At 56.1% G+C, this 17,453-nt stretch carries 17 protein-coding genes; 9 read left to right on the top strand and 8 right to left on the bottom strand.

The window, feature by feature from the left end; translation table 11 throughout:
* Window positions 1-11 precede the first annotated feature (11 nt).
* The 7 genes from BUB60_RS13715 to BUB60_RS13685 form a co-directional block, all read right to left on the bottom strand.
* Complete coding sequence (locus BUB60_RS13715; RefSeq protein WP_073080100.1) at window positions 12-1,052, bottom strand: FecCD family ABC transporter permease; 1,041 nt, start codon at window positions 1,050-1,052, stop codon at window positions 12-14.
* A complete protein-coding gene (locus tag BUB60_RS13710) occupies window positions 1,052-2,068 on the bottom strand; it encodes a FecCD family ABC transporter permease (protein ID WP_242941214.1) in 1,017 nt (338 codons plus the stop codon). Before BUB60_RS13710 ends, BUB60_RS13715 begins: the two co-directional genes overlap by 1 nt.
* 147 nt (window positions 2,069-2,215) lie before the next feature.
* The gene (locus BUB60_RS13705; protein WP_073080097.1) at window positions 2,216-3,214 is read right to left on the bottom strand and encodes an ABC transporter substrate-binding protein; all 999 of its coding nucleotides are present in this window, start codon (window positions 3,212-3,214) and stop codon (window positions 2,216-2,218) included.
* A gap of 102 nt (window positions 3,215-3,316) precedes the next feature.
* Window positions 3,317-4,138: a helix-turn-helix transcriptional regulator gene (locus BUB60_RS13700; protein ID WP_073080095.1), complete on the bottom strand. Its 822-nt coding sequence runs from the start codon at window positions 4,136-4,138 to the stop codon at window positions 3,317-3,319.
* 36 nt (window positions 4,139-4,174) lie between these two features.
* Window positions 4,175-5,206, bottom strand: a complete 1,032-nt coding sequence (locus BUB60_RS13695; protein ID WP_073080093.1) for an ABC transporter substrate-binding protein — start codon at window positions 5,204-5,206, stop codon at window positions 4,175-4,177.
* 193 nt (window positions 5,207-5,399) lie between these two features.
* Window positions 5,400-6,236 carry an AraC family transcriptional regulator gene (locus tag BUB60_RS13690; protein WP_073080091.1) on the bottom strand — a complete coding sequence of 279 codons (837 nt, stop codon included), beginning with the start codon at window positions 6,234-6,236 and terminating at the stop codon, window positions 5,400-5,402.
* A complete protein-coding gene (locus tag BUB60_RS13685; RefSeq protein ID WP_073080089.1) occupies window positions 6,221-6,721 on the bottom strand; it encodes a Fur family transcriptional regulator in 501 nt (166 codons plus the stop codon). The genes BUB60_RS13690 and BUB60_RS13685 overlap by 16 nt, the downstream gene beginning before the upstream one ends.
* 180 nt (window positions 6,722-6,901) lie before the next feature.
* On the opposite strand from BUB60_RS13685, the gene BUB60_RS13680 reads away from it, so the two are divergent.
* Complete coding sequence (locus BUB60_RS13680) at window positions 6,902-7,693, top strand: alpha/beta hydrolase (protein ID WP_084726495.1); 792 nt, start codon at window positions 6,902-6,904, stop codon at window positions 7,691-7,693.
* 425 nt (window positions 7,694-8,118) lie between these two features.
* Here BUB60_RS13680 and BUB60_RS13675 read toward each other — a convergent pair whose 3' ends face one another.
* Window positions 8,119-8,802, bottom strand: coding sequence for a GntR family transcriptional regulator (locus BUB60_RS13675; protein ID WP_278277516.1), 684 nt, complete (start codon window positions 8,800-8,802; stop codon window positions 8,119-8,121).
* A 318-nt stretch (window positions 8,803-9,120) separates the two neighbouring features.
* On the opposite strand from BUB60_RS13675, the gene BUB60_RS13670 reads away from it, so the two are divergent.
* From BUB60_RS13670 to BUB60_RS13635, 8 genes are read left to right on the top strand one after another with little or no spacing between them, the layout of a single operon-like run.
* Window positions 9,121-10,110, top strand: a complete 990-nt coding sequence (locus BUB60_RS13670; protein ID WP_073080074.1) for a phosphoglycerate dehydrogenase — start codon at window positions 9,121-9,123, stop codon at window positions 10,108-10,110.
* A 6-nt stretch (window positions 10,111-10,116) separates the two neighbouring features.
* Window positions 10,117-10,893 carry an SDR family NAD(P)-dependent oxidoreductase gene (locus BUB60_RS13665; RefSeq protein WP_073080071.1) on the top strand — a complete coding sequence of 259 codons (777 nt, stop codon included), beginning with the start codon at window positions 10,117-10,119 and terminating at the stop codon, window positions 10,891-10,893.
* 17 nt (window positions 10,894-10,910) lie between these two features.
* A complete protein-coding gene (locus BUB60_RS13660; protein WP_073080069.1) occupies window positions 10,911-11,696 on the top strand; it encodes a sugar phosphate isomerase/epimerase family protein in 786 nt (261 codons plus the stop codon).
* 14 nt (window positions 11,697-11,710) lie between these two features.
* Window positions 11,711-12,724, top strand: a complete 1,014-nt coding sequence (locus BUB60_RS13655; RefSeq protein WP_073080067.1) for an alcohol dehydrogenase catalytic domain-containing protein — start codon at window positions 11,711-11,713, stop codon at window positions 12,722-12,724.
* A 15-nt stretch (window positions 12,725-12,739) separates the two neighbouring features.
* Window positions 12,740-13,591, top strand: a complete 852-nt coding sequence (locus BUB60_RS13650) for an SDR family oxidoreductase (RefSeq protein WP_073080065.1) — start codon at window positions 12,740-12,742, stop codon at window positions 13,589-13,591.
* 17 nt (window positions 13,592-13,608) lie between these two features.
* The gene (locus BUB60_RS13645; protein WP_073080063.1) at window positions 13,609-14,682 is read left to right on the top strand and encodes a PfkB family carbohydrate kinase; all 1,074 of its coding nucleotides are present in this window, start codon (window positions 13,609-13,611) and stop codon (window positions 14,680-14,682) included.
* A gap of 15 nt (window positions 14,683-14,697) precedes the next feature.
* The gene (gnd, locus tag BUB60_RS13640) at window positions 14,698-16,149 is read left to right on the top strand and encodes a decarboxylating NADP(+)-dependent phosphogluconate dehydrogenase (protein WP_073080061.1); all 1,452 of its coding nucleotides are present in this window, start codon (window positions 14,698-14,700) and stop codon (window positions 16,147-16,149) included.
* Window positions 16,146-17,447, top strand: coding sequence for a nickel-dependent putative hexonate epimerase (locus tag BUB60_RS13635; RefSeq protein ID WP_242941211.1), 1,302 nt, complete (start codon window positions 16,146-16,148; stop codon window positions 17,445-17,447). The genes gnd and BUB60_RS13635 overlap by 4 nt, the downstream gene beginning before the upstream one ends.
* The last annotated feature ends 6 nt before the right edge of the window (window positions 17,448-17,453 follow it).

Raw genomic sequence — 17,453 nt, 5'->3', positions numbered from 1 at the left:
CTCCTGTTTCTTCATTGCCTGCTCTTTATGAGCAGGTATAAAAAGTACGGCGCGCCTATAATGGCGACCATAATGCCGGTGGGGAGCTCCGAGGGCTGGATGATCACCCGCGCGACCGTGTCCGAAACAGACACCAGCACCGCGCCGGCCAGAGCGCAGGCGGGCAGCAGCACCCGATGGCGCGGCCCCACCAGCCGGCGGGCCAGATGGGGCGCGATCAGCCCCACAAAGCTGATGCTCCCGCTGACCGCCACGCAGGAGGCCGCCAGCGCCACGGCGGCAATCAGCAGCCGGCGGCGCTCCCTTTCCACCGAGGCTCCCAAGCCGCAGGCAATGTCGTCGCCCAGACTCAGTACATCCAGCGCGCGGGCCTTTGTCAGCACATAGGGGACGAGAACCAGCAGCCACGGCAGAAGCGCCAGCACGAACCTCCAGTTAGAGCCCCAGATGCTGCCCGCCTGCCAGGAGGCCACAAAATCAAACTGCATCTCGTCCAGCTTGACGACCAGCACCGTGGTCAGGGCGGAAACGCCCGCCTGCACCGCCACGCCGGTCAAAATGAGCCGCAGCGGCGCAATGCCGGACTGCCGCTTGTAAGCGAGCGCATAAATCGCCAGCGCGGCAGCGCCGGCGCCAAGGAGCGCCAGAAACGGCAGGGTAAAAACCGACAAAAAGGACTGCGCGCCGAAAAACAGCACGAACAAAATGACAATCAATCCCGCGCCCGCGTTGATGCCGAGTAAGCCGGGGTCTGCCAGAGGATTGCGGGTCACGCCCTGGATGATGCAGCCGGACAGCGCAAGCCCCGCGCCTATCAGCATGGAAATCACGATGCGGGGCAGCCGGAAGCCGAACAGGATCAGCTCTTCCTTGACCGTGCCGCCGCCGAACAGCGTGCGCAGCGTATCCATGGGCGAGAGCTTCGAGTAGCCGGTGTTCATGCTGACGACGAACGACAGGATCAGCAGTACCGAAAAAGCGAGTAGGACGCCGGTGTTCCTGACCACCGTTTTCCGTTTATATTCTTCGTTCTTTATCCGAGGTACGTTCATTAGAGCACCCGCCTTTCCCTGCGTGCCAGGTACAGGAAGAAGGGTACGCCGACAAGCGCGATGACCGCCCCGAGCGGGGTTTCAAAGGGTGGATTCAGCGTTCGGGCGCCCAAATCCGCCAGTACCACCAAAAGGCTGCCCAGCACAGCGGAAGAAGGGATGATCCAGCGGTAATCCACGCCCACCAGGAAGCGTGCCAGATGCGGCACGATCAGCCCCACAAAGCCCACCGCGCCGACCACGGCGACCGAGGCGCCGGCCAGCATCAGCACAACGGCGGCGCAAAGCGCCTTGACGAGCATGGTGTTCAGCCCCAGTCCCTTTGCTACATCATCCCCCAGGCTCATGACGGAAACCGAACGGGAGAGGACGACGGCGCCCAGAAGTGCGGCCGCGATCCATGGGGCCATGATTCGGAGCTGCGCCCAGCTGGAAGCGGCCACGCCGCCCGCTGTCCAGAACATGATGCTCTGCGCCACGTCAAAATACAGGGCGATGCCCTGACTTAGGGCGGCCAGCAGCGCCCCGACCGCGGCCCCGGCCAGCACCAGGCGCATGGGCGTCGCCCCGCCGCGCCGCAGGGAAGCGATGCCGTAAGTGAGCCCCGCGCCCATGGCCGAGCCTAAAAAGGAGAACAGGATGAGCTGTATGTAGGAAAGCCCCGGAAAGAACGCGAAACAGATGGAGAGCACAAAGCCCGCCCCCGCGTTTAAGCCCATCAGTCCGGAATCCGCCATGGGATTGCGGGTCACACCCTGCATGACGGCTCCCGCCACGGCAAAGGCCGCGCCCACCAGCGCGCTGGCGACGACGCGGGGCAGGCGGAGATCCATGATGATCAGGTGATGCGTGTCCTCCGGGTTGAAATGAAAAAGAGCGTCCCAAACTGTTTTCAGCGGGATTTCCGCCGCGCCTTTCGTAATGGAAAACGCCATGGCCAGGACCAGAAGCCCGAGGCCCAATACGATAATCAGCCAGGCTGCCCAGGCGCGGCTTTCCCTTTCGCCGGTTTGTATCTCCTGAACCGGCCGCGCCGGTTCATTTATATGTTTTGTCAAATGGCCGCCTCCCGCCGCCCTGATCCGTAGGGGCGTTTTTCATATAAAAGCCGGGCGCAGGCCATCACAGCAGCTGCGCCCGGCTTCCATGCGTAACTCTCCGACTTACTCGGAATAGATCTGTACCAGTTTTTCGGCCGTAAGGCGCAGGGCCAGCGGGCCGAAGGTATTCATGTTCTCATCGAAATAGTAGATTCGCCCATTTTTTACCGCATCAATGGACTGCCATACAGAGGATGACGCCAAGCTCTCCACAAAGGCCGCGGCGGCCTCGCGGTTATGCTGGAATACGATATAATATGGATTCATCTCGGCCACGGCTTCCAGCGATACGGTTTCATAAGTATCCGGGTATCCTTGCGGCTTCATGATGCCAAAGGTCTCGTAATACTTTGCGTCGCCCCGGGTGATAAAGGCCTTTCCATCCGTGCGGAAAAGCGCGAATGTCCTGTCGGTGTACCGGCCAAGCGCTTCCTTCGTATCGGAGATCGTTTTCTCGATTTCCGCGACGAGGTCCCGCGCCTCGGTCTCTTTACCCACGATCTCCGCACAGTCCAAAAGCTGCTCCTGCCACGAGGCGGTATAATCCAGCAGCACCACCGGCGCGATCTGTACAAGCTGGTCGTATGTCTTATCGAGCCCGCCCTGGGCGGAGAAGGTCACAATGACATCGGGCTCGGATTCCAGAACCGCCTCAGGATTGATTTCCCGCGCGCTGCCCAGGTCTGTGATGCTCGTACCTTCAAGATAAGGCGCGAACATTTCGGATTTTTCGAGCGCTTCCGTCTGCCCCAGCGCGTTCCCTATGGCAGACGCCGTGGGCGGCGTGCCAAGCAGAAGGAAGTGCTCCATGTAGTATGTATGCAGAAGCGTGATCCGTTCCGGCTTCTTTTCCAAAACGACTTCATGTCCGGCGGCGTCCGTTATCGTCCTTGGCCATACCGCTGCCTCGGGCGCCGCCGTTTCAGGCGCGCCATTTGTTGTATCCGCCGCGGACGGTGTGCTTCCCGAGGCCCCGCCGGTTCCCGCGGGCGTTCCGGCGCAGCCTGTTATGATGCCTGTCAAAAGCGCGAGTGAGACGACCAGTCCTATCAGTCTTTTCATTTTCCGTTCCTCCAATAAGATCGTAGTGTTTGACTATTCTAACTTGCTGAAGCCAGTATAGCAAAACGCGTTCCATATTGGAATGGAGGCATCCTGAAAGACTTATGGATTATTCCTGAATTTCTCCCGCAGCGTGCTTGGCGGGGCGCCGAACCGCTTTTTAAATATTCTGCTGAAATACAGGGCGTCGGGATAGCCTGTGCTTTTTGCCACCGCGCCTATAGGCGCGTCGCCTGTGATCAGCAGCTCCTTGGCGCGGTTAAGCCGATAGGCCGTCAGGTACTCGCCGGGGCCCATTCCCGCGAACCTGCTGAATACATAGAACAGACGGTTTTCGTTGACCCCGCTTTGCGCCGCCAGTCCGCGCACCGTCAGCGCATCTGTATAGTGCTCGTGAATGTAGGACGATACCTGCTCGAACAGTGCCCGTGCGCCGCCGTTCGTTTGGCCGCGCGCGCGGACAAAGATTTCCTCCAGGGTGCGGCGAAACAATGTCTCCGTCTGGAACGCGGGGAGTGCGCCGGGCTGATTGAACGTTTTCCATAAACGCCACAGCAGTTCCGTCAGGTGTGGACTTTGGCCGACTGTCAGCTCAAAATGCACATCCGTCAGGCGGATATCCTCCGGTTCGGGGCCGGGCACGTCATACAGCACGGAGATGTACTCCCATTTCGTACTGCCCACCACACGCTTATCCAGGTCCATATCCGCGCCGCCGTGGATCACGCTCCCGACGCCTGCCAGATACGGCGTGCCGTCAAAACGGAACTCCGCCTGCCCGCCCAATGGGAAGATAAAGCCGGGAAACGGCGCCGATTTCTGCCAGCCGGCCGTGCCCGGGTCGATCGCGTAGTGGTAAACGCCGCGCACCCGGAAGGAGGTATGTGCAAAATGCCCGATCAGTCTGTTGAGTTCTAGGTCCATTCTGCACACCCTCCTTGCTATTTGCTCTACGGATCTTTATTTTGTCATGCTCTCCACGATGGTTTCGATGCCAAGCTGGATGCTTAAGGGACCGGCCGCCCGCACTGCCGCGTCAAGGTAATAGACGTGCCCGTTTTTTACCGCGTTCAGCGACTGCCATACGGAGGAGGCCTTTGTTTCCTCGGTCAGATAGAGCTGCTTATACCCATCTCCGTCCGGCGTCACCGTCCCGAACAAAAAGAGATAATCCGGGTTCATTTCCGCCAGGCCCTCCAGAGATATAAATTCCCTTGCCTTGGGATAACCGTCCGGCGGCGTCAGCCCAAGGCCGTCCTCGGCGTTGAACCACACGGGATTTTCCGTGGAGCCGGTAATGACGAATTCACCCGGCTTGCCCAAGCGCTCAAACATGAGCGCCACTGTTTTATCGCTGTATCCGGCCAGCTTCCCCCTGGACGCCGCAATCAGCGCTTCGGTATCCGAAATAAACGCCGCCGCTTTTTCCTCCGCGCCGAGGCACTCGGCAAAAGCGCGCAGCTGCGCCTTCCAATCGGGGATGTTGAACGCCACCACGGGAGCGATTTTGGAAACGGCCTCGTATACCGTCATATCCAGATGCTCCTTTTCGGCGGTCAGCAAAATGAAGTCGGGCTGCAGCTCCGCAAGCTTTTCCAGATTCGGCGCCGCGCCTGTCCCCAGCTCCTGGACCTGCACGTCTGCGGCATAAGGCTGCAGGGTTCCAAAGCCTTTTATCGTTTGCACGGCTAAAATAGACGCGATGGGCGGTATCTCCAACGCATACATCGTTTCAATATAGCCGAAGTCCAGAAGCGCGACCCGTTCGGGTTTCTTTTCCAGGGTGATCTGTTTGCCCAAGCTGTCTTCAACCGTTCTCGGCCAGGCCGCCGCCGAAGCGTCGGGACTGCCGGCCTCCGGGGTCTCCGTTTGCGCCGCCGGTGGTGAGCTCTCCGGCGGCGGCGTTTGGCTGCCGGCGGACGTCCCGGCGCATCCGGCCAATATGCCCGCCAGCAGGGTGAGAGAAACAATCAGCCCTACAATCTTTTTCATAGTCCCTTCCTCCATTTTTGTTTGATGATTCTAACTCCATGCTGAAATCCGGTTTCAACATCAGGCGACAGTATACCAGAGCATGCCGCATATTGGAATGGACATAGTTACAATCCGCATGGACTTTTGCCGGAACGCTTCCTGCCTGGCCTGCCTTTTTGTCAAAACAATTTATGAAGTAAAGGGCCGGAGCTTACATACCCCATGGATTTTCGCGGACTCTTGTGCGGAATTCCGTGGGAGATACGCCGGTTTGCTTCTTGAACAGTCTGCTGAAATAAAAGCTGTCCGTGTATCCCACGCATTCAGCCACCTGCACGATAGGACAGGCGCAGGTCCTGAGCAGCTCTTTTGACCGTCGTATGCGGCACGCCGTCAGATAAACGATGGGGCTCATACCTGTGTGCCGTTCAAACAAGTAGGCAAACCGGCGCCTGTTCACTCCGAAATGCGCCGCTATTTTTTCTACGGAAATCGGATCGGCATAATTTTGGCGTATGTATTCCACCGCCTGCACCATCAGTTCGGCATTCTCGTCATGCAGCTGCCTTTTTGCTGAAATAAGCATTTCTTCTATCAAGCTCATGAACAGGACCTTCGACTTCAATGCCGCCATGCCATCCGGCGCGGCACAGCTTTGGCGGAGCTGCCCGATCAGGTCGACAAGCTTGGTATCTATCCCTGTGTTAATGAGAAAATGCTCATGATAAAGAGGGAAGCCGGCCGCGTCTTCTTTTGGTATCTGGTAGTGGATCAAGGCATACTGCCAGTAGACATCGCCGAGCACCTCCTTGGATACCGGTGTATCCGGTCCTGCGTGAAGGACCACGCCGGGCTCCAGGAGATAGGGCGTGCCGTTCAGGGTATATCGGGAGCTGCCGGACAGAGGAAAAACGAGGCCCGCGCCATTCTTGCTGGTCTGCCAGTCGAGCTGTCGGCCTCCCGGCGGGATGGAGGGCGCGAAAATATTAAAAAACGATACGGGCGCCCGCCCGTAATAATCCACGAGCTGATTTATGCCGATTCCCACTGCGTACACCTTCCCGGACTTGAGTCGTTTTTATTTCTTTTAGCCCTGCAGTTTTCGCATCGGCCAAAAAATTGCACCTTGTGGTCTTCCACCGCAAAGCCATACTTTTCGTCCACCTGCCGCTCCATTTCCTCCAGCATATCCTCCCGCACGTCCTGCACCGAACCGCATTCGGAGCAAATCAAATGATGATGCGTATGGGCCCCGCTGTTCTGGCTGCAGATTTCGTACCGGAACAGCCCGTCGCCCACGTCCAACCGGCGGACAAAGCCCAATTCCATCAGCACATGATACATGCGGTGTACTGTCGCTTTGCCGATATCCGGTTCGGATTCTTTCAAAAGCGCATAGGCTTCGTTGGTCGTGATGTGCTTATCCCTGTGCTGCCAAAGAAAGTCCGCCATCTTCTGGCGCTGCTGCGTATACCGATATCCATGCTCGTGGAATATCTGTTTCAAATCCGCCGCTGCCAACGTTACTTCCATCCCGATTCCTCCATTTAGGCAATCCGGCTCTCATAAGGTGCTTGTTGAAACGCAATTTCAGTATAATGGTATTTTGCATATTTTTCAATAGACAGCCTGAACCGTTTGGGGCAAAAGTCCATGTAAATTGTAATTATATTCATTCCTTATGGCGGTGTGGTTTGCTAAAATAGCAAGCGTATGCTGCGTTTTGAAGAGGACATTTATCGGACGAAAGGAGGGGGATGCTTGGATATGACAGTTCATAGGAGCATCTATGAAAACAGGGAATATTATGTATGTCTCCCCGCATCATACATGTACGGAGACAAGCATTATCCCGTCGTATATGTGCAGGACGGAGACCGGCTTTTCCCCATCCTGGAGGAACTGCTTAACACAGATGCAGCAGGTCTTCCTGAGCATATCATTGTGGGCGTGGTCCCGCAAAATCGCGGCGATGACTATACGCCGTGGCCCGCGCCGGCGGTTATGGACGGCGCGCCGGCCTTTGGCGGGCTGGGGGACCAATATCTTCAGTTTCTGGCGAACGGCCTTAAACCCCATATCGACGCCGGCTACCGAACGTTGCCCGGACCTCTGGACACCGCGCTGATCGGCGTGTCGCTGGGCGGACTGATCTCACTATATGCGATATACAGGCAGGACTGCTTCGGCTGTGCAGTCAGCATATCCGGCTCCCTGTGGTATCCGGGTTTTGTTTCTTTCATGCAGAGCAGTATTCCGCGTAATGCCGATACCCGCGTGCTGTTCCTTTCGGGGCGCGGGGAAGGCGCCGGTGACCCGCCGCCTTTACGCCATTCATTGAAGTGCCTGCGGCGGGCGCACCTCATATTGGAAAAACAAATCCCCCATAATGTGCCCATAATCTGGGACGACGGCGGCCATATGGACAATCTCAGGCTGCGGTTTGAAAAGGGGCTCCAATGGACCTTGCTGCGGAGTCGCACAGCCTTTCAACAGACCTTTTAATCAGGGCGCCCAAAGTTCGAATCTCCGGCGGGTCACTAGAAAAGACCTCTCAGCCGCAACAGCTGTGAGGTTTTCTGCTTTCGATTTCTGCTAAAATGTAGTATTTGTGAGTAACCGCTGATTTTTTCGCTTTTTTGTATCGGCGTTTACTCGGCCATGGGTTCGCCAATCCCCTCATGCCAGTCCAAATCATCATATCAACAAGCCAATTATTCTACGCGGTCATGATCTACATAATTAAACCATAACTGTTTGCGATGTCGGGAGAAATCGGGGCTCTCATAGGGTTTTGATCGACAAAAATGATAAGGCTTAATACCAGCAATTCTTTGTTGAGCCTAATATAAAAAGTCCACACTACCATAGCTGGTTGTGTGGACTCTTCGATTTTGGTTTAGGTCTGGAAAAGTATTCAAGGGCGGCTGTTATTTGGCATCATTGTAGCTCATTTTAAGCTGTGTCTTGTAAGTCGGCGCCGGCTGAGAAGAAAAGGCCTGCAGATTATAAAAATAATCCAAAGCCGCTCTTTTGCAGTTTTCAACGTGTGCGTACATCGCCGTCTGCGCCTTCTCAACGCTGTTGTCCATCAATAAGTTGATTATTTCCAGATGCTCCTTTCTGGCGTCATGGATCTTTGTTTTGTTCTGCTTGCTTGAAATGATGACCCTGGTGTTTTGATCAAAGACCTGATGCATCATGTCGATGATGAACCTGTTGCCGCAATGCTCAATGATGAAAAGGTGCATGGCGGTATCCAGTCGGAACCCGCAGTGAAAATCCGCTTCGTCACGGTTAAAGCTCTCTTTGAAGTATAGAAGCTCTTTCTCGGGAAGATACGGCGCGGCCAGTCTCAGCGCAACCGGTTCGATTTCCAGACGCGTTTGAAAGATCTGAACAACGTCGTTGAGGGATACGTCAGTTACGTAAATACCTTTTTTCGGCAATATACGGATGAAGCCTTCGTTCTCAATCCTGTTGAGAGCCTCTCTGACCGGGGTCCGGCTGTATCCAAGATCAGCGGCCAGCTGGGCCTCGTTGAGCAGGGAGCCGGGTTCATATTCGCAGTTGACCAGCTTTTCCTTGAGAATATTGTATGCCCGATTTTTCAGGTCCTGGTTTTTCGAGCTAATGCCGCATCTCTCCCCTCGATTTCATGAACCGGCCTCCGTAAAAGGCATAATATCACACAATATAGGATGTAGTATACAACAATTATTTTAGATATGCAATAAAAAAATCAAATAAGCATTCTATACAATAATGTTTTAAATGTTTATTTAAAGTATGAATTGAAAAACTGAAATGCATATTGTATACTTCATGCATGGAAGACGGATTTGCCTCTTAGTACCCTCAAATAGTACGATCAGACAAACGGCAGCCGCTAATCCAAAAAAGAAAGAGCCAGTTAACGGGGAGGCTGTTGAATGAAAAGAATCGTCTCATTTTTCGGGGATATGTCAGACGTTTTTGTTGAACTGAATGAAAGGGCCAACAGATACGCTGAAGGGCTCGGCTATGAATATAAGTGGGCCCCGCAGATGCCGTACGACCGGAAGAAAGTCGCTGACTGTCTGAACGAGGCCGACGCGGGAATCATCGATGTGGAGCCGTATGACGACGATGTATTTTCGCAGCTCAATGGCCGGACTGGCCTGCTTGTCCGCTTCGGCGTCGGGTATGACAAGGTGGATCTCCCGGCGGCGTCGCGCCGCGGCATCGCCGTGGCCCGGACGACCGGGGCCAACACACTTGGCGTGGCTGAGATGGCGGTCACGCTGATGCTGGCAGCGCGCCGGAAGCTGAAAATCAATCAAAAATGCGTCGACGCCGGCGTTTGGGAGAAAAACGTCGCCCACGAAACGATCGGCAGCACCGTTGGTATTGTCGGTTTCGGCGCCATTGGCCAGAAGGTCGCCGAGCTGCTGGAAGGATTCGGCTGCAGAATCGTCAGCTACGACCCGTTCGCGAAAGAGGAGCTGATGCGCCGGAAGGAAATCGAGCTGGTGAGTCTGGAGGAGCTTTTCAAAATATCGGATGTGATTACGCTGCATGTCCCGTACTCTCGGGAGACGCATCATCTTGCCGATTATAAACTGCTGTCGCGGATGAAGGAGACGTCCGTAATCATCAACACGTCCAGAGGCAACATCATAGACGAGCAGGCGCTGTACGACGTGTTGGCGGCCGGCAGGATCGGCGGCGCCGCACTGGATGTCTATGCGTCCGAACCACTGCCGCTGGATTCGCCGCTGCTCGGGCTCGACAACATAATTCTGACGCCCCATGTCTCCAGCCAGACGGTGGAGTCCCTCTGGAGCATATACAAAATGGCGATAGATATTGCCGCCGATTTCTTTGCCGGCAAGGATTCGCCGCATATACTCAATCCAGATTACAAAACAGCGAGAGGTTGACCATTTATGGATAATTATCGAAACATGTTTACACTGGAGGGGAAAAAAGCCGTGATCGCCGGTGGCGCCGGCGGACTGGGCCTTCAGATATCCGCGGCGCTGATGCAGAACGGCGCCGACATCGCCGTCGCCGACATGGAGCCCGCAAAGGTCGCCGAGCTTGAGAAGGAGACGCGGGACGCCGGACGGCAGTTCTTGGGCGTCAGGACGGACATTTTGGATACGGCGAGCATTGACGAGATGGTCGACACCGTTATCGCCAGGTTCGGGAGGATGGACATCCTCATCAATGCCGCCGGCATGAACATTCTGAAAAAGGCCGAGGAGTATGACGAGGCGTCCTGGGACAAGGTCATGGACCTGAACGTCAAGGGGACGCATCTCGTTACGAAAGCCGTCGGAAAACATATGATCGCGCAGCGCTACGGCCGGATTATCAGTATTTCCTCCGTACGCAGCATTCTGGGGATGCCGCAGGACTATATCGCTTACTGCGCCAGCAAGGGCGCCGTCAACATGTACACAAAACAGCTCGCGTGCGAGTGGGCAAAATACGGCATTACCTGCAACGCCATCGCGCCGACCTTTACCCGCACGCCGATCAACGCGTTCCAGCTCGATGATCCCGAGTTTTATAACAAGCTGATCAACAGGATCCCGCTTGGCCGCATCTGCACACCCAGGGATATTTGCGCCGCCATGGTCTACCTCGCCGGCGACGCGGCCGCCTTCGTGACGGGACAGATTCTCGGCGTTGACGGCGGAATCACGATAATCCAATAGTCGGAAAGGTGGCCCAGATGAAATTCGGCTGCTGTACAACAATAGAAAACTATGACCTGCTTGTAAAAAGAGGATATGACAGGATCATCCTGCCTGCCGCCGGCATTATGGAGATGAATGCGCAGGCGTTTGACCGGCTGCGGGAAACGCTGGATACCGGTCCGGTCAAATGCCGGGCGCTGAACAGCTTTTGCCAGCCCCGGCTGGTACTCTGCGGACCGTTGTATAACGCACAGGCTGTCGCGGCATACAGCAGGGCGCTTGCCGGCCGGGCCGGATCGATCGGCGTGCGGTATATCGGCGTCGGCGCGCCGGAATCCCGCAGCATCCCGCCGGATTATCCGTACGATACGGCAATGCTCCAATTCGGGCAAAGCCTCGCGGTTTTATGCCGGGCATGCGCCCCGTATGGCATCACGGTTCTTCTTGAGGCCGTGTGCGAGCTGGAGTGCAATTTCATCACAACGACCGATGAAGCTGTGAACGTCGTCGAAGGCCTGCATCTTGAGAATCTGCAGCTTGTCTTCGACACCTACCATGCCCAAATGATGGCGGAGGACGGCGCGCCGCTGCGCCGTGCCGTGAAATACGTCAGGCTCGTTCACGTCGCGCAGGATTCCAGCGGTAGCCGGCGCTATCTCAGACGTGATAAAATGGACGAGTATCGGGTGTATTTCAATGTGCTCCACGAAAATGGCTACGACGGCGAGGTGAGCATTGAAGCGCTTAACGACGATATCGAAACGCAGCTGTTAGAAACACTTGAAATTATGAAGGATCTTTGTTTACCCACAAAGAAATAAGCGGAGGGTTCGTATTGAAAGCGGTTTGTATGTATGCGCCCGGAGAAATCGGGCTGACGGAAATCGATATGCCGGTCAGGAAACCGGAAGAGGCGCTGATTCGCGTCAGGGCTGCTGGTATCTGCGGCTCGGATATCGGAGCTTTTCGGGGGACAAACAATCTGGTAACGTACCCAAGGATTATCGGACATGAGATCGCCGGAGAAATCGTTGAGGTCGGGGATAACAGCCGCGGCCTTAAGCCCGGCAGCCGGGTCATCCTGGACCCCTATCTCTATTGCGGACACTGTTATCCGTGCTCTCTCGGGCGTACAAACTGCTGCGAGGACCTGAAGGTGCTCGGTGTCCATGTGGACGGCGGTATGGCGGAGTACATAACACATCCGTCGAATATGCTTGTGCCCGTCCCGGACGGCCTGAGGTGGGAGCATATACCGCTGGCGGAGCCCATGACGATCGCGCTCCATGCCATTCACAGAACAAAGCTCAAAGCCGGCGAGCATATTGCAATCAACGGGGCCGGAGCGATCGGTATTCTGATCGCCATGTGCGCTCTGGCGTATGGCGCGATGCCGATCCTTATCGATATCGTTCAGGAGCGGCTCGATTTCGCCCGCCGCCTGGGAATCGATTATACGATTGATTCATCGCGCCAGGACTTGCTGAAAACAATCTCCGATATCACGAGCGGACGTATGGCCGAGGTGGTCGCCGAGGCTTCCGGTGCAAATCAGGCCATCAGAAGCACGCTGTATATGGTCTCCTACGCAGGCAGAATCGCGTTAACGGGCTGGCCGAAAAACGAGACGCCGCTGCCCACGGATATGATCACAAAAAAAGAACTGGACATCGTGGGCTCAAGAACGAGCGCGGGGGAATTCGCGGAAGCCGTCGCACTGATGACGACGGGAAGAGTCAACGCCCAGGCTGTACTGAGCAAGGTCGTCGCCTTCGGAGAGATACCCGGTATGGTGCGCGAGCTCTCGGAATACCCCGACAGGTATTTGAAGGTCAACGCCGTGATATAGGCGAAAGGTATAAAGATGTTAAAATTGCCTTTTGAAGTGGATTTGCGTGGAAAGGTTGCTGTCGTCACTGGCGGCGGAGGCGTTCTTTGCAGCATGTTTGCAGAAGCCTTGGCGCAGTCGGGCGCGAAGGTTGCCGTGCTGAATCGTACATATGAAAAAGCGAGGGTCGTGGCCGAGCAGATCGCCGCCCAAGGCGGCGCTGCGAAGGCATATAAGGTCGACGTAACCGATAAGGCGGCAATTCTCGGCGTCCATGATACGGTTCTTTCTGAGCTTGGCAAATGCGATATACTGATCAACGGCGCCGGCGGGAACGATCCCAGGGCGACGACGGCCAAAGAATATTATGCGCCTGGTGATCTCAATGCGGACATCGTCTCATTTTTTGATCTTGATACGGAAAGCGTCAGGGCGGTATTTGACCTCAATTTCATCGGCACGCTGATTCCGACCCAGGTGTTCGCAGCGGACATGCTGGGGAGGGGCGGCTGTACCATTATCAATATCTCGTCTATGAACGCCTTTACGCCGCTGACGAAGATCCCGGCTTATTCCGCGGCCAAGGCTGGAATCAGTAATTTTACGCAATGGCTCGCCGTCCATTTCAGCAGGGTGGGCATCAGGGTCAACGCCATCGCGCCGGGTTTTTTTTCAACTGCTCAAAACGCATCGCTCCTTTTTAACCAGGACGGGACGCCGACGGCGCGTACGCATAAGATTCTCTCCGCGACGCCCCTGGGCCGGTTCGGAGAGAGGGATGAGCTGATCGGGACGCTGCTGTATTTGGCGAGCCCGGAAGCCTCCGGTTTTGTCACAGGCGTGGTCATACCCGTTGACGGCGGCTTTTCAGCCTACGGCGGGGTGTAATTCGAGGAGGAATCGCTATGGAACTGAGAAAAGACTGCAGGTATGCGCTGGTGATCCCGACAAGCATGGGAATCCGCATCACACCGGCGGAAAGACAGCCCGTCCATACGAGCGCACTTTATACGATGCAGGCGACCAGCGCGGAATCGAATGTCGGGAATATTGCCGCTGCGCTCGGGGAGCGCGTCAAGCTCCTGACGACCTTTGTGAAGGAAAGCGAGATCGCGCTTTTCATCAAAGGCGAACTGCGCAGAAGGAATCTGGAATTCGAAGGGCCCGAGGTGCCGCAGGGCGGCCCGTGGGGATACCGCCACCAGTTCAATATCGCCGACAGCGGTTTCGGTATGCGCGGCCCGCGGGTGCTCAACGACCGGGCCGGCGAGGTCGGCCGGACGCTGAACGTCGAGGATTTCGACCTGGACCTCATTTTTAACCGGGACGGCGCCGCGATTGTACATATGTCCGGCCTGATCGCCGCGATTTCACCCGAAACAAGCCGATTTTGCCTGGAGATCGCCAAAGCTGCCAAGAAAGCGGGCACGCTCGTCAGCTTCGACTTGAATTACAGGGCGTCCTTCTGGGTCGACAGGGAGTCCGAGTTGCGGGAAATATTTTCTCAAATCGCCAGCCTGTCCGATATACTTGTGGGCAATGAGGAGGATTTCCAGCTCGCGCTCGGCATCGAAGGTCCGAACGCGGGCGGCGACGGCCTCGGTGGTATGATCGACGGCTTCAAGGAGATGATCCATCGGGTGAAATCCGTTTACCCGAACGTATCCGTCTTCGCTACGACGCTCCGCCAGGTGCTGAGCGCCGGCACACACCTCTGGGGTTCCGTCATGCTCAGCGGTGGGGACTGGTATGTCATTGAGCCGCGTGAGATCGAGGTCTTTGACCGTATCGGCGGCGGCGACGGCTTCGTCGGAGGTCTTCTTTACGCCGTCCTCAAGGGCTGGGAGCCTGAAAAATGGTCGCAATTCGGCTGGGCGGCAGGCGCGCTGGCAGCCACGCTAGGGACGGATTATGCCCAGCCTGCCAGCGAAGAACAGGTTTGGAGCATCTATCAGGGCAATGCCCGAGTGAAGCGGTAGGCTGGGAGGATAGACATGAAGCAGAGCGATATCGGCATCATCGGACTGGCCGTCATGGGCGAGAATCTTGTCCTGAACATGGCGGGCAGAGGCTTTACAGTCAGCGTTTATAACAGGACGACCGAGAAGGTGACACGGTTCCTCGAAGGACGCGCTGAAGGAAAAACCATTACCGGCGCTTATTCTCTTGAAGAGCTTGTCGGCCAGCTCAAAAGACCGCGTATGGTCATGATGATGGTCAAGGCCGGTGCCGCCGTCGATCAGCTTATCGAAGTGCTGATCCCGCTTCTTGACAAGGGCGACATACTGATCGACGGCGGCAATTCCCATTATCCAGATACCATGCTTCGGACCGCCTATGTGGAGAGCCAGGGACTTTTGTACGTCGGTACGGGCGTTAGCGGCGGCGAGGAAGGCGCCCTGAAAGGCCCGTCCATGATGCCCGGCGGTTCTCCGGCCGCCTGGCCGCATATCAGGCCGATCTTCCAGGCGATATGCGCCAAGGTGGAGGACGGCTCGCCCTGCTGCGACTGGATGGGCAAGAACGGTACCGGTCATTTTGTGAAAATGATTCATAACGGCATCGAATACGGCGATATGCAGATCATTTGCGAATCATATCAGCTGATGCGCGATCTGCTCCGTATGACTGCCGATGAAATGCATGACAAATTCAGAGAATGGAACGATTCCGAGCTGAATAGCTATCTGATCGAAATCACCCGGGACATTTTGGCCTTCAAAGACGGAGACGGGGCACCCCTGTTGGACAAAATCCTCGATACGGCGGGGCAGAAGGGGACCGGGAAATGGACTGTGATATCGGCGCTGGACGAGGGCGCTCCGCTCACGCTCATCGGCGAGGCCGTCTTTTCGCGGAGCCTGTCGGCGATGAAAGACGAGCGCGTTGCGGCGTCTAAAGCGTACATCAGTAGCAGACCGCATTTTTCCGGAAATAAGGCGACGTTTGCCGATGATATCCGAAAGGCGCTATACGCCGCCAAGCTCATTTCCTATGCGCAGGGGTTTGAGCTCATGCGCAGGGCAGCCAAATCAAACGGCTGGAGTCTCAATTACGGCCGCATCGCGCTGATATGGCGCGGCGGCTGCATCATCCGAAGCGTCTTCCTCGGCAAGATCAAAGAGGCGTTTGACAGAAATCCGGCACTCAGCAATCTGCTGCTGGACCCCTATTTCAAGCGGACGCTTGAGGAGCTCGTCCCTGCGTGGCGGCGGGTTGTCTCGGCTGCGGTGACACACGGAATCCCCGTGCCGGCGCTGAGCTCGGCGCTCAGCTACTTTGACGGGTATACCAGCGAATTTTTGCCAGCAAATCTGCTGCAGGCACAGCGCGACTATTTCGGCGCCCACACGTTTGAACGCACCGACGCCCCACGCGGTCAATTCTTTCACGTCAATTGGACGGGAGAGGGCGGGATGACGGCGTCTACGGTTTACAACGCATGAGAGATATGAACAGCACGCTCCGGATCGGGAAAAACGAGGACGGTCTTTCCGACTGCGAAATAGCCGACGCACTCTGTAGCTCCCTACCCGATAATTTCACAAAAATGAAAAAGGTACTGCTGATTCCGCCGGACGCAACACGCGCGCATTCCGGCGCTGGGAAACTGACCAATATGCTTTTTCACCTGCTTAAAGACGCTTGCGCGGTGGACGTCCTGCCTGCGCTGGGCACGCATATGCCGATGACGGCGGGCGAGTGCGCCGAGATGTTCGGCGATATCCCTTATTCGCACTTCATGACGCATAACTGGCGGACGGACGTCGTCAAAATCGGGCAGGCACCGAAGGAATTTGTCAGGGATATTTCGGATGGCCTCGTAAACGAGCCGATCGATTTTGAAGTCAACAGCCGCCTGCTGGACCCGTCGTATGACCTGATCCTGTCCATCGGACAGGTCGTCCCGCACGAAGTCGTCGGCATGGCCAACTATACGAAGAACATTCTGGTCGGCTGCGGCGGCAGCAACATTATCAACATGTCGCATATGCTCGGCGCTTTTTACGGACTGGAGCGGCTGATGGGCAGAGACCACAGTCCCGTTCGCCGCCTGTTTGACTATGCTGAGGAAAGATTTCTGAAAAAGCTCCCGATTCATTATGTGCTGACAGTGGTCTCCGCTCCGGGCGGACACCCCGCAATTCATGGCCTTTTTATCGGTAGGGAACGCTTCCTTTTTGAACAGGCGGTTGCGCTCAGTCAGAAGTACAACGTGATGTTGACAGATCAACCGTTTAAAAAGGTTGTGGTATATCTTGAGCCGGGTGAATTTAAAAGCACGTGGCTCGGCAACAAAGCCATATACCGCACCCGGATGGCTATTTCCGACGGCGGTGAGCTCATTATCCTGGCACCGGGGGTCGAACGCTTTGGCGAGGACGCCGAAATTGACAGGCTGATCCGCAAATACGGCTATACCGGCCGGGAACATCTCGTTGAATGCTGCCGGAGCAATGAAGAGCTCATACGAAATCTGTCGGCCGCGGCCCATCTGATACACGGTTCCCCGGACGGCCGCTTCAAGGTTACTTATTGCGTGCGTCATTTGACTGCGCAGGAGGTCGCGGGCGTGGGCTTTGGCTACCTGCCGTATGATCAGGCTGCAGCGCTGTACGATCCTGAAATCTTGAAGGACGGCTTCAATACGACGGCAGGCGGGGATGAGTTCTTTTATATCAGCAATCCGGCCGTCGGGCTATGGGCCGAACGGAAAAAATTCAGCAGTAATCGATTAATTTGATTTTTA

It is taken from the genome of Sporobacter termitidis DSM 10068 (assembly GCF_900130065.1).
In the GTDB taxonomy this organism is placed as follows: domain Bacteria; phylum Bacillota; class Clostridia; order Oscillospirales; family Oscillospiraceae; genus Sporobacter; species Sporobacter termitidis.
This window is presented reverse-complemented; position numbering and strand designations above follow the sequence as displayed.